Consider the following 18,227-nt stretch of genomic DNA (forward strand, 5'->3'; position numbering starts at 1 on the left):
GCATCGTCCGGCCACCCGGCCAGCGTCACCGTTCTCTCCGGCGCCGCGCCGCAATCCCGGCCGGCATCCCGTACCCGCCCGTCTCGGGCTTTCGCTATTCCGTTTATGTTTCGTTCCCTGACGACCCTGATCAAGAAGTGGCGCGCGTCGCGCAATGCCGGTCACCAGCTCGATGCGCTGCTCGCGCATGCCGACGCGGACGCGTCGTACGCCGAGCGCAGCGAATGGCTGATCGAACTCGCGCACTGGCTGCGCCGCAACGGCGCGATGCAGGCCGCGCAGGAGGTGCCGGCCGACCGCGACGCCGACGCACGCACGTACCCGGCGCATGCACGCTTGCGCTACCTGTTCCACGTGCTGGACCGCAATCCCGAATGGAAGTCCCACGCGGCGCGCATCCTGCGCGGGATTCTGCGCGAATGCGACGGCATCTCGCTGCTGTGCGATGCGGGGATGCCCGTGCATTCGGGCTTTTTCGGCGCGCTGTTCGAGCGGATCGACTCGTCGCTGATCCCGCCGGCGCCGAACCGCCGCGAGCTGACGGCGCTGTTCACGCTGATGTTCCCCGCGCCGGAAGACGCGCAATGGATCGACGCGCTGCCCGACGACCTGCTCGCGCGCATCGCCGAGCTCCTCGCGTTCGACGTTACCGACGAGGAGCGCCACGAGCCGGGCTCGTTCTCGCGCGACTTGCTGGCCGCGCTGCACAACCTGACGTGCCAGATCAGCTCGACGGGATTGTCGCAAACGGTGCGCAGCCGCCTGTCCGACGACGACGCGCGCAAGCCGCTCGAAACGCAGCCGTTCTACCGTCTCACGCGCGCGATGCTCGCGGTCGAGACCGCGCACGCGGCCGTCGAGGACGGCGGCGACCCGAGCAAGCTGCTGCACGAGGTGAATTACCTGCGCGTGCTGCTCGACCAATGCCGGATCGCGGTCGACGACGTGTTCGCGCACCTGTACCGCAACGGCGTGTCGGTCGACATCGTGTTCCAGGTCGAGCGGATGCGCATGCGCATCCTGCGCGCGGAAATGCTGCTGAACGCGTGGATGGCGCGCGACGACCTGCACGGGATGGCGCGCCTCACGGCCGAGCTTGTCGACGCGAACCAGAACAGCCAGAGCGTGTCGCACCTCGTGCGCAGCAATTTCTCGCTGTTCGCGCGCAAGCTCGTCGAGACCAACGCGGATACCGGCGAGCACTACATCTCGCGCGGCCGCGCCGAATACCTGAAGATGCTGCGGATGGCGGCGGGCGGCGGCCTCGTCACCGTCGCGACCGTGTGCGTGAAGTTCGCGATCACGGGCGCCCATCTGCAATCGATGCTCGAAGGGCTGCTGGCGGGCATCAACTACGCGGCGAGTTTCATGCTGATGCACTTCCTGCACTTCACGCTCGCAACCAAGCAGCCGGCAATGACCGCGCCGACGCTCGCGCGCGAGCTCGACGACACGAACCACGACGAAGGGGTGAAGGCGTTCGTCGCGTCGGTGATCGCGCTGATCCGCACGCAGGCCGCGGCGATTTCCGGCAACGTGCTCGTCGTGCTGCCCGTGTGCCTGCTCGTGCAGTTGTTCGCGGGCAACCTGCTGCACGCGAACCTGATCTCGCCGCAGAAGGCGCACGCGACGCTGCACTCATTCTCGCTGCTGGGCCCAACGCCGTTCTACGCGGCGCTCACGGGCGTGCTGCTGTGGGCGTCGAGCCTGCTCGCGGGCTGGGCCGACAACTGGTTCGTGCTGCACCGGGTCGGCGACGCGCTCGCGTACAACCGCCGCCTGCGCCTCACGCTCGGCGCGGCCGGGGCCGCGAAGTTCGCACACTTCTGCCGGTCGAACGTCGCGGGCGTCGTCGCCAACGTCGGCCTCGGCCTGATGCTCGGCCTGATCCCCGCGATCGTCACCGTGTTTCTGTTCCCGTTCGAAGTGCGGCACGTAACGCTGTCGGCCGGTTCGATCGGCGTCGCGCTCGGCGTGCTCGGCAAGGACGCGTTGAGTACGCCCGAACTCTGGTGGGCCTGCGCGGGCGTGCTCAGCATGGCGATCCTCAACGTGCTCGTGAGCTTCGCGCTCGCGTTCACGATGGCCGTGCGCTCGCGCAGCCTGCGCCGCGCCAAGGTACGCTCGCTGGTCGGCGCGATCGTGCGCACGGTGCTGTCGAAGCCGTCCGCGCTGTTCTGGCCGGCCGGCGCCCCGGCAGTGCGGACCGGCCAGACGGGCTCGCACTGAACCTGTCGCAGCCGCGGAGGCACCTCGCCATGCGCGCGGCGGCGGGCGCCGCGCGCCCGGCGAGCACGAGTGCGGACGCATGCGTGGGGTCATGAAACGGACGCAACGCCGGCCCCGGCCGTCCGCGCCGCGTACAATAGTGGACTTTTGCACGCCTTCACCCGCCTTATGTCCTCGCCCACCCTGTACGAATTCTTCGCTCCCTGCCCGCGCGGCCTCGAAGCGGCGCTTGCCGCCGAGCTGGCCGAGATCGCCGGCCGTCATCTGGACGGCGCGCCGTTCACCGCGGGCGCGCAGGTGCCGGGCGGCGTGCATTTCCGCGGCGGCTGGGCCGCCGGCATGGCCGCGAACCTCCATTCGCGCATTGCGAGCCGGATCCTGCTGAAGATCGCGCACCGCCCGTACCGCAACGAACAGGACGTCTACGCGCTCGCGCTCGAGCAGCCGTGGGAACGCTGGTTTGCGTCGACGCAGACGCTGCGTGTCGACATCACCGCGATCAAGTCGCCGCTGAAGAGCCTCGAATTCGCGACGCTGCGCGTGAAGGATGCGATCTGCGACCGGATGCGCGACAAGACCGGCGCGCGGCCGAGCATCGACACCGGCGCGCCGGACGTGCGCGTGTTCGCGTTTCTGACGGCCACCGAATGCACGCTGTACCTCGATACGTCGGGCGAGCCGCTGTTCAAGCGCGGCTGGCGCCTCGACAAGGGTGCGGCGCCGCTGCGCGAGAACCTCGCGGCCGGCATCCTGCGGCTCACCGGCTGGACACCCGGCACGCCGCTGTACGACCCGATGTGCGGCAGCGGCACGTTCCTCGCGGAAGCCGCGCAGATCGCACTCGGCGTCGCGCCGGGCGTCGAGCGTCGTTTCGGCTTCGAAAAGCTCAAGCAATACGACATCACCGCGTGGCAAGGCCTGAAGGTCGCGGCGCTCGACGCGAAGCGCGCGGCACGCGGCAAGCGCGATTCGCTCGGCGTGTACGGCAGCGACATCTCCGGTGACATGCTCGAGAAGGCGCGCGCCAACCTGGAGCGCGCGGGTGTGCCGTCGGTATGGCTCAAGCAGGTCGATGCGCGCGGGATGACGCCGCCTTGCGACGGCCCCGGCATCATCCTCGCGAACCCGCCGTACGGCGAGCGGATCGAAGTGCGCGGCCGCAGCGCGCGGGGCGAGGTGCGGGAGACGGGCCGCAACCGCGGCAACGACGACGCATTCCGCCGCACGCACACCGATGCGCCGGACAGCGAGTTCTTCAACGCGCTCGGCGACGCGCTCAAGCAGCGCTTCACGGGCTGGCAGGCGTTCCTGCTGACGTCCGACCGCTCGCTGCCGGGCCAGCTGCGCCTGCGTGAATCGGCGAAGACGCCGCTGTTCAACGGCGCGCTCGAATGCCGGCTGTTCCGTTTCGACCTGATCGCCGGCAGCGTGAAGGCACGCCCGGCCGCGCACGAAGGCGACGCCGAATCCTGACGCGCGACACCCGCACACACGTCGCTGCGGCCGCCACGGCCGCCTGCTGACACCTCGACGACGCCCGGCATCCGCCGGGCGTCTTGCTTTGCGCGGCCGCGATGCGCGGGCGGCAGTGCCCGCTCTCGCGCCGCGCCGCGTGTGCACGCCGCCCCGCGGGCGACCTCCGCCGTTCCCGGGGCCGCCGCCCTCGCCGCCCTCGCCGCGACTGCCCGGCGCCCGCAGACACCGCGACGCGAGCTTTGTCAGCACCGCCATCACTACTGACAGCACGCTGTCAGCAGCCCCCGCTCACACTGCAATCCCGGCGCAATGCAAGGCTGGTTTCCGTGAAGAACAACCCGAACAACAAGGAGCTCGTCATGACGTCCGCAACTGCAACCGCAACACTCGAGCGTGCGATCGCGTGGTTCGACATCCCGTCCCTCGATTTCGACCGCGCGATCCGTTTCTACGAGACCGTGCTGCAAACCACCCTTCAGCGCGAAGTCATCGGCGGCGTGCCGATGGCGATGTTCGATCACGAAGCGTCGAGCACGGGCGGCAGCATCGTGTTCGATCCTCAACAGATGAAGCCGAGCGCGAACGGCGTGCTCGTGTACCTGAACGCCGGCGAATCGGTCGTCGCGGCGCTCGAGCGCGCGAAGCGCGCAGGCGGCGTCGTGCAGGGCTCGGTCGTCGAGTTGCCGAACAACTACGGCTACATCGGCTATCTGATCGACACCGAAGGCAACCGCGTCGGTCTGCACGCGCCGAAATGCCACTGAACGCGTCCACGATCGGGCCGGCACGGCGCTATCATCGCGAAGTCCCCATAGCCGTTGGAGCCGAGGTGCAGCCATGACGCGCCGTGCCGACCGCCTGTTCCAGATCGCCGAGCTGCTGCGCGGGCGCCGTCTCACGACCGCGCAGCAGCTGGCCGACTGGCTGTCGGTGTCGCCGCGCACCGTCTATCGCGACGTGCGCGACCTGCAACTGTCAGGGGTGCCGATCGAAGGCGAAGCCGGCATCGGCTATCGGCTGAACCGCAATGCGAGCCTGCCGCCGCTCACGTTCACGGCCGAGGAACTCGCGGCGCTCGCGGTCGGCGCGCGGATGCTCGAAACCTGGGGCGGCGCGCGCTTCGCAGGCGGTGCGCGTTCGGCGCTCGCGAAGATCGCGTCGGCGATGCCGGCCGACAAGCGCACGGCGCTCGACCGGCTGCCGGTGTTCGCGCCGTCGTTTCATATCGACGAGACGTTCTGCGCGAAGGTCGACGCGATCCACCAGGCGGTCGACACGCGCCACATCGTCAGCTTCGATTACCGCGACCGGCTCGGCGCGCACACGAAGCGCCGCGTGTGGCCGCTCGGGCTCGTCTACTGGGGCGGCCGCTGGACGATCGGTGCGTGGTGCGAGTTGCGCGGCGACTTCCGTACGTTCGACATCGCACGGATGGGCGACATCACCGTGCACGAGCAATTTCCGGACATGGAAGGCCGCCGGATCGCCGACTACATGAGAATCGCCGAAGCGCCGATGCGCTGACGCACGCGGCGGCCCGCCGCACGCCACACGGCGGCCATGCCGCCGTGGCGCAGCGTCGCCCCGCCAACGGCCGTCACGCGTCGAATACCACCGGCCGCTTCGGCCGCTCGTCGACGTGCAGCGAAAACACGTCGGCGCGCGCATAGTGGCCCACGACGTCGAAGTCGTAACGCGCGCGCACGAGTTCGTCGAGATCGATGCGCGCGGTCACGAGCCCCGCCTCGCCGATGAGCGGCTCGGTCAGCAGATCGCCAAGCGGCCCGACGATCACGCTGCCGCCACGGATCAGCGGCCGCTCGGGATCCCAGCCGGGCACGTCGATGCCCAGCGCGCTCGGCGACGGCTGCACCTGACACGCGCTCACGACGAAACAGCGCCCCTCGTGCGCGATGTGCCGCATCGAGCTTAGCCACAGGTCGCGCTCGTCGACGGTCGGCGCGCACCAGATCTGCACACCTTTCGCGTACATCGCGCAGCGCAGCAGCGGCATGTGGTTCTCCCAGCAGATTGCGGCGCCCGCGCGGCCCGCGGCAGTTTCGACGACGGGCAGCGTCGAGCCGTCGCCCTGCCCCCAGATCAGCCGCTCCGTGCCGGTCGGCATCAGCTTGCGGTGCTTCGCGACGAGCCCGTCGCGCGGATCGAAGAACAGTGCCGCGCAGTACAGCGTGCTGCCGCCGCGCTCGATCACGCCGACCACGATGCTTGCACCGGTGCGCTGCGACAGCGCAGCCAGTTCGTCGGTTTCCGGCCCCGGCACGTCGATCGCCTGGGCGGCGTAGCGGGCATACGCGTCGCGTCCCTCGGGCAATCGGTAGCCGAGCCGCGTGCCGAAGATCTCGCCTTTCGGATAACCACCGAGCACGGCCTCGGGGAGTACGACGAGCGAGGCGCCGCTGTCGCGGATCGCAGTTTCGTAGCCGAGGATCGTGTCGAGCGTGGCACGCGTGCCGGCGGGCGATGCGCCAATCTGCAGCGCGGCAATGACCGAGGTGAACATGAGAGCGTCTCCGGCAAGTGCGGTAAATCGGACGACGCCATCTTGGTCGATATCATTTCATCGATCAAATCGATGCAACGATAACTGACATGAACGCAGATGATATCGCCGGGCTCGACCTGAACCTGCTGAAGGTGTTCGAGGCGCTCTACGAGGAAGGCGGCGCGAGCCGCGCGGCGCTGCGGCTCGGCCTTACGCAGTCGGCGGTCAGCGCGGCGCTCGCCCGGCTGCGCGTGATCTACGCCGATCCGCTGTTCGCGCGCACCGGCCGCGGGCTCGCGCCGACGCCGCGCGCGGACGAACTGAAGCCGATCCTGTCCGATGCGCTCGACCGCTGCCGCGAAAGCCTCGCGATCGTGACCGACGGCGGCGAGCGGATCGGCCGCACGATCTCGATCGGGCTGTCGGACGACTTCGAAATCGCGCTCGGCCGCGCGCTGATCGACGCGGTCGCGCGAGAAGCCGCCGGTATTCGGCTGATCTTCAGGCAAACCCACAGCGGGATCGCGGGCGACGCGCTGCTGCGGCACGGCGTCGACGTGGCGATCGCTTCGGGCGGATTCTCGGCAAACGGACTCAGCCGGCGCGCGGTCGCGACGGGCGGTTACGCGTGCCTGATCGATCCTGCCGGCCAGGCCGGTGCGCCGCGCAAGCTCGCGCTGGCCGACTTCCTCGCGCGGGATCACCTGCTGGTGTCGTCCGGAGGCGTGATCGGCATTGTCGACGAGGCGCTCGCCGCGCTCGGCCACAAGCGGCGCGTCGCGGCGTCGACCACGCACTTCGCGGCGCTGCCGTACCTGCTCGCCGGGTCCGGCGCGGTGGCGACGATTCCGGCGCACGCCGCGCGCGCGATCGCGCACGCGACGTCGCTGCGGGCGCTCGCGTGCCCGGTCGAGTTGCCGCGCTATCCGGTCGAGATCGGCTGGCGGACCAGCACGCAGCGCGATCCGGCGATCGTGCGCGTGCGGGACACGATCGCTGCCTGTGTCGCGAGAATCGTCGCGCCATAAAAAGGGGCGGATATGGCGGGTCGATCGGGGCCGGATTCGTCCAACGAGACGGCCGGCAGCGTCGTGGCGCAACCGGTAAAATGCCGAACCATGAAACCCGAAATCTGGACCCCGCATGTGACCGTCGCGGCGCTCGTCGAGCGCGCCGGCCGCTTTCTCGTGATCGAGGAAGAAACCTCGACGGGCCTGCGCATCAATCAGCCGGCCGGCCATCTTGAGGCCGGCGAGACGCTCGCCGACGCCGTGATTCGCGAGACGCTCGAGGAAACCGCGCATCCGTTCACGCCCGACGCGCTCGTCGGCGTCTATCTCGCGCACTACGACCGCCCGGACAGCGCCGGCGCGACCTACCTGCGCTTCACGTTCTGCGGCACGGCCGGCGAGCCGCTGCCGAACCACGTGCTCGACGAAGGCATCGTCCGCACGCTGTGGATGAGCGCCGACGAACTGCGCGCGTGCACCGAGCGCCACCGTTCGCCGGCGGTGATGCGCTGCGTCGACGATTATCTCGCCGGGCGGCGCATTCCGCTCGATTTCGTGCATACGCATTCGGTCGCGCCGCGCCCGGAAGCATTCGACCGTCAGGCGGTAGGCAAATGAGCAAGCGCCGTGTAGTGGTGGGCATGTCGGGCGGCGTCGATTCGTCGGTGACCGCGTGGCTGTTGAAGGAACAGGGCTACGACGTGGTCGGCCTGTTCATGAAGAACTGGGAAGACGACGACGACGGCGAATACTGCTCGACGCGCCAGGACTGGATCGACGTGGTATCCGTCGCCGACCTGATCGGCATCGACGTCGAAGCGGTGAACTTCGCAGCCGAATACAAGGACCGCGTATTCGCCGAATTCCTGCGCGAATACTCTGCCGGCCGCACGCCGAACCCCGACGTGCTGTGCAACGCCGAGATCAAGTTCAAGGCGTTCCTCGACCACGCGATGTCGCTCGACGCCGAAATGATCGCGACCGGCCACTACGCGCGCGTGCGCGAGCGCGACGGCCGCTTCGAGCTGCTGAAGGCGTTCGATCATACGAAAGACCAGTCGTACTTCCTGCACCGGCTGAACCAGGCGCAGTTGTCGAAAACGATGTTCCCGCTCGGCGAGATCCCGAAGACGAAGGTGCGCGAGATCGCTGCGCAGATCGGCCTGCCGAACGCGAAGAAGAAGGATTCGACCGGCATCTGCTTCATCGGCGAGCGGCCGTTTCGCGATTTCCTGAACCGCTATCTGCCGACGAAACCCGGCCCGATGAAGACGCCGGACGGCAAGGTGGTCGGCGAGCACATCGGCCTCGCGTTCTACACGTTCGGCCAGCGCAAGGGCATCGGCCTCGGCGGCAGCAAGGACGGCAACGGCGATCCGTGGTTCGTCGCCGCGAAGGACATCGCGTCGAACACGCTGTACGTCGTGCAAGGCCACGACCATCCATGGCTGCTGTCGCGCGAGCTGGTCGCCGGCAACGTGAGCTGGGTCGCCGGCGAGCCGCCGGGCGAAGGCTTCGCATGTGGCGCGAAGACGCGCTACCGGCAGGCCGACGCGGCGTGCAGGTTCAGTCGGGCCGCGCTCGGTCGGGCCGCGCTCGGCCAGACCGACGACGGACGCTTCTCGCTCGCGTTCGACGACGCGCAATGGGCGGTCACGCCCGGCCAGTCGGCCGTGCTGTACGACGGCGAGATCTGCCTCGGCGGCGGCATCATCGAGTTCGCGGCCACCGGCCAGCCCGGCCAAACCGCACCGGCATCGGCGGCAGGTCACGCAATCGCGCTCGCCGACGCACGCTGACATTCATTCGGTTTAGACTTGCGGCACGCCGCGCCCGGCGGAACACGATTCCGTCGCGGCCGGCGCGCCGCCTTCGCAGCGCACGCATGGCGGCATTTCAAGATTCTTACGGAGTCCCCATGCTTTCTCGACGCTACCTCGCGATGTGGTGTGCCGTCCTGCTGCTCGTTGCCGCGGCCGCACTCGCGTCGATCCACGCGCTTTCGTGGCTGTGGATCGTCATCCCCGTTGCCCTCGTCGCCGTCGGCCTGTACGACCTGAACCAGGACCGCCACGCGATCCTGCGCAACTACCCGCTCTGGGGCCACTTCCGCTTCCTGTTCGAGTTCATCCGCCCCGAGATCCGCCAGTATTTCGTCGAGGACGACACCGACGAGAAGCCGTTCTCGCGCGCGCAGCGCAGCCTCGTCTACCAGCGCGCGAAGAACGTCGCCGACAACCGCCCGTACGGCACCGAACTCAACGTGAAGGCCGTCGCGCACGAATGGATCAGCCATTCGCTCGCGCCGACGAAGCTGCCGAACCACGACTTCCGCATCCGGGTCGGCGCGAGTCGCGCGCAGCCTTACGACATCTCGATCTTCAACATCTCGGCGATGAGCTTCGGCTCGCTGTCCGCGAACGCGATCCGCTCGTTGAACCTCGGCGCGAAGAAAGGCGGGTTCGCGCACGACACCGGCGAAGGCTCGCTGTCGAAATATCACCGTGAGCATGGCGGCGACATCATCTGGGAAATCGCGTCCGGCTACTTCGGCTGCCGCAACGACGACGGCACGTTCAACCCGGACAAGTTCGCGAAGCAGGCCGCGGAGCCGCAGGTCAAGATGATCGAGATCAAGCTGTCGCAGGGCGCGAAGCCGGGCCACGGCGGCGTGCTGCCGGCCGCGAAGATCACGCCGGAAATCGCCGAGACGCGCGGCGTGCCGATGGGCAAGGATTGCATCTCGCCCGCGACGCACTCCGAGTTTTCGACGCCGCGCGGGCTGCTCGAATTCGTCGAGCGGCTGCGCACGCTGTCGGGCGGCAAGCCGACCGGTTTCAAGCTGTGCATCGGCCATCCGTGGGAATTCTTCGGGATCGCGAAGGCGATGATCGAGACAGGCATCGTGCCGGACTTCATCGTCGTCGACGGCGCGGAAGGCGGCACCGGCGCGGCACCGCTCGAATTCACCGACCACGTCGGCGTGCCGCTGCAGGAAGGGCTGCTGCTGGTGCACAACACGCTCGTCGGGATCGGCGTGCGCGACCGCGTGAAGATCGGCGCGAGCGGCAAAATCATTACCGCGTTCGACATCGCGCGCACGCTCGCGATCGGCGCGGACTGGGTGAACTCGGCGCGCGGCTTCATGTTCGCGGTCGGCTGCATCCAGGCGCAGCATTGCCACACCGACCGCTGCCCGACCGGCGTCGCGACACAGGATCCGGTGCGCCAGCGCGCGATCGTCGTGCCGGACAAGGCCGAACGCGTGTACAACTTCCATCGCAACACGCTGCATGCGCTGCAGGAACTCGTGCAGGCGGCCGGCCTCGGGCATCCGTCCGAGTTGCGCGCGCATCACATCGTGCAGCGCGTCGCGCCGCACGAGGTGCGGTTGATGTCGCAATTGCTGAAGTATCTGAAGCCCGGCGCGCTGCTTGACGGCCAGACCTGCGGCTATACGCTGTACGACAAGTGGTGGCCGATCGCGCGCAGCGATTCGTTCGTGCTCGGCGAGACCGTTTACGCGTCGATCGAATAACGCCCGGCACGGGCCATACGGGTGGCGCCGGCCGGCGCGACCCGCCAAGAAGAAAAGCGCCCGCGGGCGCTTTTCTTTCGTCTGCTCGATATGGAGCCGGCGCCGTTCAGTTCTGCGGCACCGTGTCGGCGAACGTCTGCCGCTGCGACAGCTTCACGAAATGCTTGTCGAGGTTCGGATGACGGTCGCGCCAGTTCAGCTCGGGCATCCGGAAATCGAGGTAGCCGAGCGCGCAGCCGAGCGCGATGTCGGCGAGCGTGTAATGATTACCGACGCACCACGTCTTGCCGCCAAGGCCCTGCGACATCGCGACGAGCGCGTCGTCGATCTTGCGCTGCTGGCGCGCGATCCAGCTCGCGCTGCGCTGCCCTTCTTCCCGTAGCGTGTGTTCGAGACGAATCGCAACGGCCGCATCGAGCACGCCGTCGCCGAGCGCTTCCCAGCAGCGCACTTCGACGCGCTCGCGCCCCGACGGCGGAATCAGCTTGCCGACCGGCGACAGCGTATCGACGTATTCGCAAATCACGCGGGAATCGAATACCGCGGCACCATCTTCCATCACGAGACACGGGACCTTGCCGAGCGGATTCGATGCATGAATGCTCGTCTCCGGCGCCCACACGTTCTCGAGCTCCAGCTTGTAGTCGATCTTCTTTTCAGCAAGCACGATCCGCGCCTTGCGGACGTACGGGCTGCTGAGCGAACCGATTAATTTCATCATCTGCCTTTTCAAGGGAACTGCCGGGAGTATACGTTGTCGCCGATCATAACCGGCCGGCACTGCCGGGTAGAAAATCGCCCGTCCGGCCTGTGGATGGTTTGCAACAGCTGCCGCACAGGCCCGTCCGGCGTGGCTTGCGGCCATGCCTGTCACGCGCGGCGCCCGGCGGCGCTACAATCGCACGAATGAACGCGCCCCTCGATACCGACATCGCCGTCGACGTCTACCTCCAGCGCCGCGAACGCGTGCTTGCCGCACTGCGCGCCGCCGGCGGCGGCGTCGCCATCGTGCCAACCGCCCCGGAACTGCTGCGCAACCGCGATACGGCCTTCCCGTACCGGCATGACAGCTACTTCCATTACCTGACCGGCTTCGCCGAACCCGATGCCGTGCTCGTGCTGAATGCCGCCGGCTCGCACGGCGCGCCGGAATCGATCCTGTTCTGCCGCGCGAAGAATGCCGATCGCGAAATCTGGGAAGGCTTCCATTACGGGCCCGAGGCCGCGCGCGACGCGTTCGGCTTCGACGCGGCGTATGCGGTCGACGTGATCGATACCGAGATGCCGCGCCTGCTTGCCGATGCGGGCACCGTCCACTATCGCTTCGGCGCATCGGCCGAGTTCGATCGCCAACTGGCCGGCTGGCTCGACGCGGTGCGCGCGCAGGCGCGCACCGGCGTTGCCGCGCCGGACGCGATGCTCGACCTCACGCCGCTGCTCGACGACATGCGGCTCGTGAAGGACGAACACGAACTCGCGATCATGATGCGCGCCGCGCACATCTCCGCGCTCGCGCACCGCCGCGCGATGCAGGTATGCCGCCCGGGCATACGCGAATACGAACTCGAGGCCGAGCTGCTGTACACGTTCCGCAAGCACGGTGCGCAGGCGCCCGCGTACGGCTCGATCGTCGCGGCCGGCGCGAACGCGTGCGTGCTGCACTACCCGGCGGGCAACGCGGCCGCGCAGGACGGCGACCTGATCCTGATCGACGCCGCGTGCGAACTCGATGGCTACGCGTCGGACATCACACGCACGTTCCCGGCCAACGGCCGCTTCTCGCCCGCGCAGCGCACGCTGTACGACATCGTGCTTGCCGCGCAGCAGGCCGCGATCGACGCGACGCGCGCGGGCGTGCCGTTCGAAGCGCCGCACGACGCGGCCGTGCGCGTGCTCGCGCAGGGGCTGCTCGACACCGGCATCATTCCGAAGACCCGCTTCTCGAGCGTCGACGACGTGATCGCCGAGCGTGCGTATGCGCGCTTCTACATGCACCGCACCGGCCACTGGCTCGGGATGGACGTGCACGATTGCGGCGACTACCGCGAGCGGCTCGCCGCGCGCGACGCGAACGGCGCGCTGCCGTGGCGCACGCTGAAGCCCGGCATGACGCTCACCGTCGAGCCCGGCTTGTACGTGCGCGCGGCCGACGACGTGCCGGCCGAGTACTGGAACATCGGCATCCGCATCGAGGACGACGCGATCGTGCGCGAGCACGGTTGCGAACTGATCACGCGCGACGTGCCCGTCGCGGCCGCCGAGATCGAGGCGCTGATGCGCGCGGGCGCACCCGGCGCATGAGCGCGCCGCAAGCCGCCGCGCCCCATCGGCCTTCGGGCGGCGACGGCGGCCGGCGTATTGCCGCTCGCCACTGATCGGACGTTGACCGTTACCCCGTTTCACGAACACTGATGACGACCGCTTCCTCCCCGGCCACGCCGGACTACGACCTCGCCATCGTCGGCGCAGGCCCCGTCGGGCTCGCGCTCGCCGGCTGGCTCGCGCGACGCAGCGCGACGCAGCACGCATCGATCGCGCTGATCGACGCGCGCGAACCGGCCGCGAGCGCGAACGATCCACGCGCGATCGCCGTATCGCACGGCAGCCGCGTATTGCTCGACACGCTCGCATGGCCCGCCGACGCGACGCCGATCGAACACATCCACGTATCGCAGCGCGGCCATTTCGGCCGCACGCTGATCGACCGCGACGAACACGATGTCGCCGCGCTCGGCTACGTCGTGCGTTACGGTTCGATCGTGCAGGCGCTCGCGACCGCGGTGCGCGGCACGCGCATCGACTGGCTCACGTCGACCACCGCCCGCGCCCCGCAGCAGGACGCCGACGGCGTCACGCTGACGCTCGACGGGCCGCAAGGCGAACGCACACTGCGCGCGCGCATCGTCATCAATGCCGAGGGCGGACTGTTTCACGAGCAGCACGCCGATACGGGCAAGCATCGCCGCGACTACGGGCAGACGGCGATCGTCGGCACGGTCACGGTGTCGGCGCCGCGCCCGAACGTCGCGTGGGAGCGCTTCACGCACGAAGGCCCGCTTGCGCTGCTGCCGCTTGGCGGTGCTGCGTATTCGCTCGTGTGGTGCTGCACGCCCGCCGAGGCCGCACGCCGCGCGGCGCTGCCCGACGATGCGTTCCTGCGCGAACTCGGCGCGGCCTTCGGCGAACGGATGGGCCGGTTCGTCGCGATCGCGGGACGCGCGTCGTTCCCGCTTGGGCTGACCGCCGCGCAAACGCTCGTCAGCGGACGCACCGCGATCGTCGGGAACGCCGCGCAAACACTGCATCCGGTCGCCGGCCAGGGGCTCAATCTCGGGCTGCGCGATGCGCATACGCTCGTCGACGCGCTGTCGACGCACGGCTTCGAAGCGGCCGCGCTTGCAACTTTCAACGCGCGCCGCGCGCTGGACCGGCGGTTCACGATCGGCGCGACCGACACGCTCGCGCGCCTGTTCACGATCGACGCGGGGCCGCTTCCGCTGCTGCGCGGCGCGGCGCTCACCGCGCTCGAATTCGTGCCGCCGCTCAAGAAGGCGATCGCGCGCCAGATGATGTTCGGCCAGCGCAACTGACGCTTGGCGTGCCGCGCGTGACGTGCGCCCGCGCCGCGCAAACCGGGTCAAATCGGCGGGGCATGGGAATACGGTAAAATGCGCGTTTTCCCTCCGCCCTTTTTTGCCCGCGACGCCCGGTGCCCGCGGGCGGTGCCATTGCGATGCCCGTTATCGGCCCTCACGTTTTGCGTAACAACCTGTTCGTCGCCCCGATGGCCGGCGTGACGGACCGTCCGTTCCGCCAGCTGTGCAAGCGGCTGGGGGCCGGATACGCGGTGTCCGAGATGGTCGCGTCCAATGCGCAGCTGTGGAAAAGCGCGAAGACGATGCGGCGCGCGAACCACGAAGGCGAAGTCGAGCCGATCGCGGTGCAGATCGCCGGCGCCGATCCGGCGATGATGGCCGAAGCGGCCCGCTACAACGTCGACAACGGCGCGCAAATCATCGACATCAACATGGGCTGCCCGGCGAAGAAGGTCTGCAACGTCGCGGCCGGTTCCGCGCTGCTGCAGAACGAGCCGCTCGTGCAGCGGATCGTCGAGGCCGTCGTCGCGGCGGTCGGTACGGGGGCCGATGCGGTGCCGGTCACGCTGAAGATCCGTACCGGCTGGGATCGCGAGCACAAGAACGCGATCACGGTCGCGCGCCTCGCCGAAGCAGCCGGCATCTCGATGCTGACCGTGCACGGCCGCACGCGCGCCGACCTTTACCGCGGCGAAGCGGAATACGACACGATCGCGGCCGTGAAGGCGGCCGTGCGCATCCCGGTCGTCGCGAACGGCGACATCACGTCGCCGGCGAAAGCGAAAGCCGTGCTCGACGCAACCGGCGCCGACGCGCTGATGATCGGTCGCGCCGCGCAAGGCCGGCCGTGGCTGTTCCGTGAAATCGATCATTTCCTGCAAACCGGCGAGCTGATGCCGCCGCCGCGGATCGACGAGATCCAGCACGTGATGAACGAACACCTGGAAGACCACTACGCGTTCTACGGCGAATTCACCGGAGTCCGTACTGCGCGCAAGCACATCGGCTGGTACACTCGCGGCCTTTCCGGTGCCAATGCGTTCCGGCACCGGATGAACACGCTCGATTCCACCCGCGAGCAGCTCGCCGCCGTCAATGCCTTCTTCGAGGCGCAAAAGGCGCTGTCGGACCACCTCGTCTATGTCGATGACGAAGCGGAAAACGGCCAGGGCGAGCCGGACGACCATAACCAGTTAGCAGCATGAGCAAGCACAACATCGAACAATGTGTCCGCGAGAGCCTGGACGTGTATTTCCGGGATCTAGACGGCTCCAATCCGCACGACGTCTATGAAATGGTGATGTCCTGCGTCGAAAAGCCGATGCTCGAGGTCGTGCTCGTACAGGCCGGCGGCAACCAGTCGCTCGCCGCCGAGTACCTCGGCATCAACCGCAACACGCTGCGCAAGAAGCTGCAGCAGCACGGCCTGCTGTAGGCGGCCGTCCCGTCCCCGTTTCCCTGGCTATTGGTGGTTCCATCATGATCAAGCAAGCGCTCATTTCCGTTTCCGACAAGACCGGCATCGTCGACTTCGCGAAGTCGCTGTCCGACCTCGGCGTCAAGCTGCTGTCGACCGGCGGCACCGCGAAACTTCTCGCCGACGCCGGCCTGGCCGTTACCGAAGTGGCCGATTACACGGGCTTTCCGGAAATGCTCGATGGGCGCGTGAAGACGCTGCACCCGAAGGTGCACGGCGGCATCCTCGCCCGCCGCGACCTGCCCGAGCACATGCAGGCCCTGGAGCAGCACAACATCCCGACGATCGATCTGCTGGTCGTGAACCTGTATCCGTTCGTCGCGACGATCGCGAAGGACGACTGCACGCTCGCCGACGCGATCGAGAACATCGACATCGGCGGCCCGACGATGCTGCGTTCGGCCGCGAAGAACCACCGCGACGTGACGGTCGTCGTCGATCCGGCCGACTACGCGGTCGTGCTCGACGAAATGAAGGCGAACGGCAACGCGATCGGCTACGCGACCAACTTCCGCCTCGCGACCAAGGTGTTCGCGCACACCGCGCAATACGACGGCGCGATCACGAACTATCTGACGAGCCTGACCGACGAGCTGCAGCACGCATCGCGCAGCGCATACCCGGCCACGCTGAACATGGCGTTCGACAAGGTGCAGGACCTGCGCTACGGCGAGAACCCGCACCAGAGCGCCGCGTTCTACCGCGACCTCGCGGCGCCGGCCGGCGCGCTGGCCAACTACCGCCAGCTGCAGGGCAAGGAACTGTCGTACAACAACATCGCCGATTCGGACGCGGCGTGGGAATGCGTAAAGACGTTCGACGCGCCGGCCTGCGTGATCATCAAGCACGCGAACCCGTGCGGCGTTGCGGTCGGCAGCGATTCGGCCGACGCGTACGCGAAGGCATTCCAGACCGACCCGACGTCGGCATTCGGCGGCATCATCGCGTTCAATCGCGAAGTCGACGAAGCGGCCGCCCAGGCAGTCGCGAAGCAGTTCGTCGAAGTGCTGATCGCGCCGTCGTTCACGGACGCCGCGAAGCAGGTGTTCGCCGCGAAGCAGAACGTGCGTCTGCTGGAAATCGCGCTCGGCGACGGCCACAACGCATTCGACCTGAAGCGTGTCGGCGGCGGCCTGCTCGTGCAGTCGCTCGACTCGAAGAACGTGCAGCCGAGCGAGCTGCGCGTCGTCACGAAGCGCCAGCCGACCGAGAAGGAGATGGACGACCTGCTGTTCGCATGGCGCGTCGCGAAGTACGTGAAGTCGAACGCGATCGTGTTCTGCGGCAACGGCATGACGCTCGGCGTCGGCGCGGGTCAGATGAGCCGCGTCGATTCCGCACGCATCGCGAGCATCAAGGCACAGAACGCCGGCCTCACGCTCGCCGGTTCGGCGGTTGCGTCCGATGCATTCTTCCCGTTCCGCGACGGCCTTGACGTGGTCGTGGCGGCGGGCGCGACTTGCGTGATCCAGCCGGGCGGCTCGATGCGCGACGACGAAGTGATCGCGGCAGCCGACGAGCACGGCATCGCGATGATCCTGACGGGCGTACGCCACTTCCGTCACTGATCGCACGCGGCCTGCGCGGCCGCTGCACGCAAGCCCGGCGGTATCGCACCCGCCGGGTTTTTTATTGCGCGGCGCGTTCGTGCGCGGCCGTTCGGCCGGCCCGGCGCGCCGTTCGTTGTAGTATCGCTGCATCACGTTTTTCTCCTCACTCATGCGAATTCTCGGCATCGACCCTGGCCTGCGCGTTACCGGCTTCGGCGTCATCGACGTCAGCGGCCACCGCCTCGCGTATGTCGCGAGCGGCGTGATCCGCACGCCTGCGGCCGACCTTGCCACCCGGCTCGGTACGATCTTCCAGGGCGTGTCGACGCTCGTGCGCGAGCATGCGCCGGACCAGGCCGCGATCGAGCAGGTGTTCGTGAACGTGAACCCGCAGTCGACGCTGCTGCTCGGGCAAGCGCGCGGCGCCGCGATTTGCGGACTCGTCGCCGGCGGGTTGCCGGTTGCCGAATACACCGCGCTGCAACTGAAGCAGGCGGTCGTCGGTTACGGCCGCGCGACCAAGTCCCAGATGCAGGAGATGGTCACGCGGCTGCTCAATCTCACCGGCCAGCCCGGCAGCGACGCGGCCGACGCGCTCGGCATGGCGATCTGCCACGCGCACAGCGGCAATACGCTCGGCACGATCAGCGGCATCGCGCCGGCGCTCGCGAAGAAGGGGCTGCGCGTGCGGCGTGGTCGGCTTGTCGGCTGACGCCGCTGCCGCACGCGACCGCGTGCCGCAGCGGCAGCCAACCGGGACGGCCGAAACGCGGCTTGCCGGCCCTGGTGGGCTCATCGCCCCATCGCCTGCCATCTCCCGACTTATTGCCCGCCGCCTGCCGCCTACA

General features: G+C 68.3%; 16 protein-coding genes. 14 read left to right on the plus strand and 2 right to left on the minus strand.

All coding sequences use genetic code 11. The features are described 5' to 3' along the window. Positions 1-105: 105 nt before the first annotated feature. The 4 genes from KDW55_RS19390 (at position 106) to KDW55_RS19405 (ending at position 5,229) form a co-directional block, all read left to right on the plus strand. The gene (locus KDW55_RS19390) at positions 106-2,229 is read left to right on the plus strand and encodes a site-specific recombinase (RefSeq protein ID WP_209821421.1); all 2,124 of its coding nucleotides are present in this window, start codon (positions 106-108) and stop codon (positions 2,227-2,229) included. Between the two features lie 168 nt (positions 2,230-2,397). After that, on the plus strand, positions 2,398-3,702 hold the full coding sequence (locus KDW55_RS19395; protein WP_040143436.1) for a class I SAM-dependent RNA methyltransferase: 1,305 nt from the start codon (positions 2,398-2,400) through the stop codon (positions 3,700-3,702). Positions 3,703-4,064: 362 nt separating this feature from the next. Further along, on the plus strand, positions 4,065-4,469 hold the full coding sequence (locus KDW55_RS19400; RefSeq protein ID WP_006751908.1) for a VOC family protein: 405 nt from the start codon (positions 4,065-4,067) through the stop codon (positions 4,467-4,469). Between the two features lie 73 nt (positions 4,470-4,542). Further along, positions 4,543-5,229, plus strand: a complete 687-nt coding sequence (locus tag KDW55_RS19405; protein WP_040143435.1) for a YafY family protein — start codon at positions 4,543-4,545, stop codon at positions 5,227-5,229. 73 nt (positions 5,230-5,302) lie between these two features. Here KDW55_RS19405 and KDW55_RS19410 read toward each other — a convergent pair whose 3' ends face one another. Then, a complete protein-coding gene (locus tag KDW55_RS19410) occupies positions 5,303-6,226 on the minus strand; it encodes a carbon-nitrogen hydrolase family protein (RefSeq protein WP_212198015.1) in 924 nt (307 codons plus the stop codon). Between the two features lie 89 nt (positions 6,227-6,315). Between KDW55_RS19410 and KDW55_RS19415 the strand changes: the two genes are divergently transcribed. The 4 genes from KDW55_RS19415 to KDW55_RS19430 all read left to right on the plus strand — a co-directional run bounded on the left by KDW55_RS19415 (position 6,316) and on the right by KDW55_RS19430 (position 10,756). Continuing rightward, the gene (locus KDW55_RS19415; RefSeq protein WP_040143433.1) at positions 6,316-7,236 is read left to right on the plus strand and encodes a LysR family transcriptional regulator; all 921 of its coding nucleotides are present in this window, start codon (positions 6,316-6,318) and stop codon (positions 7,234-7,236) included. A 90-nt stretch (positions 7,237-7,326) separates the two neighbouring features. Continuing rightward, positions 7,327-7,836 (plus strand): NUDIX hydrolase, encoded by a 510-nt coding sequence (locus tag KDW55_RS19420; RefSeq protein WP_040144879.1) that lies wholly within the window; start codon positions 7,327-7,329, stop codon positions 7,834-7,836. Continuing rightward, positions 7,833-9,017, plus strand: coding sequence for a tRNA 2-thiouridine(34) synthase MnmA (mnmA, locus tag KDW55_RS19425; RefSeq protein WP_212160911.1), 1,185 nt, complete (start codon positions 7,833-7,835; stop codon positions 9,015-9,017). The genes KDW55_RS19420 and mnmA overlap by 4 nt, the downstream gene beginning before the upstream one ends. A gap of 119 nt (positions 9,018-9,136) precedes the next feature. Next, positions 9,137-10,756: an FMN-binding glutamate synthase family protein gene (locus tag KDW55_RS19430; protein ID WP_212160909.1), complete on the plus strand. Its 1,620-nt coding sequence runs from the start codon at positions 9,137-9,139 to the stop codon at positions 10,754-10,756. Positions 10,757-10,862: 106 nt separating this feature from the next. Here KDW55_RS19430 and KDW55_RS19435 read toward each other — a convergent pair whose 3' ends face one another. Beyond that, positions 10,863-11,477 carry a glutathione S-transferase N-terminal domain-containing protein gene (locus KDW55_RS19435; protein WP_040143430.1) on the minus strand — a complete coding sequence of 205 codons (615 nt, stop codon included), beginning with the start codon at positions 11,475-11,477 and terminating at the stop codon, positions 10,863-10,865. 185 nt (positions 11,478-11,662) lie between these two features. Between KDW55_RS19435 and KDW55_RS19440 the strand changes: the two genes are divergently transcribed. From KDW55_RS19440 to ruvC, 6 genes are all read left to right on the plus strand, one after another. Then, a complete protein-coding gene (locus tag KDW55_RS19440; RefSeq protein WP_212160908.1) occupies positions 11,663-13,057 on the plus strand; it encodes an aminopeptidase P N-terminal domain-containing protein in 1,395 nt (464 codons plus the stop codon). 110 nt (positions 13,058-13,167) lie between these two features. Next, complete coding sequence (locus KDW55_RS19445) at positions 13,168-14,346, plus strand: UbiH/UbiF/VisC/COQ6 family ubiquinone biosynthesis hydroxylase (protein WP_212160907.1); 1,179 nt, start codon at positions 13,168-13,170, stop codon at positions 14,344-14,346. 143 nt (positions 14,347-14,489) lie between these two features. Beyond that, entirely contained in the window at positions 14,490-15,557 is a 1,068-nt protein-coding gene (gene dusB / locus KDW55_RS19450; protein WP_212160906.1) for a tRNA dihydrouridine synthase DusB, read from the plus strand. After that, entirely contained in the window at positions 15,554-15,787 is a 234-nt protein-coding gene (locus KDW55_RS19455; protein ID WP_006476892.1) for a Fis family transcriptional regulator, read from the plus strand. Before dusB ends, KDW55_RS19455 begins: the two co-directional genes overlap by 4 nt. A gap of 44 nt (positions 15,788-15,831) precedes the next feature. Beyond that, positions 15,832-17,397: a bifunctional phosphoribosylaminoimidazolecarboxamide formyltransferase/IMP cyclohydrolase gene (purH, locus tag KDW55_RS19460; protein WP_040143427.1), complete on the plus strand. Its 1,566-nt coding sequence runs from the start codon at positions 15,832-15,834 to the stop codon at positions 17,395-17,397. Positions 17,398-17,548: 151 nt separating this feature from the next. After that, entirely contained in the window at positions 17,549-18,091 is a 543-nt protein-coding gene (gene ruvC / locus KDW55_RS19465) for a crossover junction endodeoxyribonuclease RuvC (protein ID WP_040143426.1), read from the plus strand. Positions 18,092-18,227 lie beyond the last annotated feature (136 nt).

It is taken from the genome of Burkholderia sp. AU19243 (assembly GCF_018148075.1).
Lineage (GTDB): Bacteria > Pseudomonadota > Gammaproteobacteria > Burkholderiales > Burkholderiaceae > Burkholderia > Burkholderia latens_A.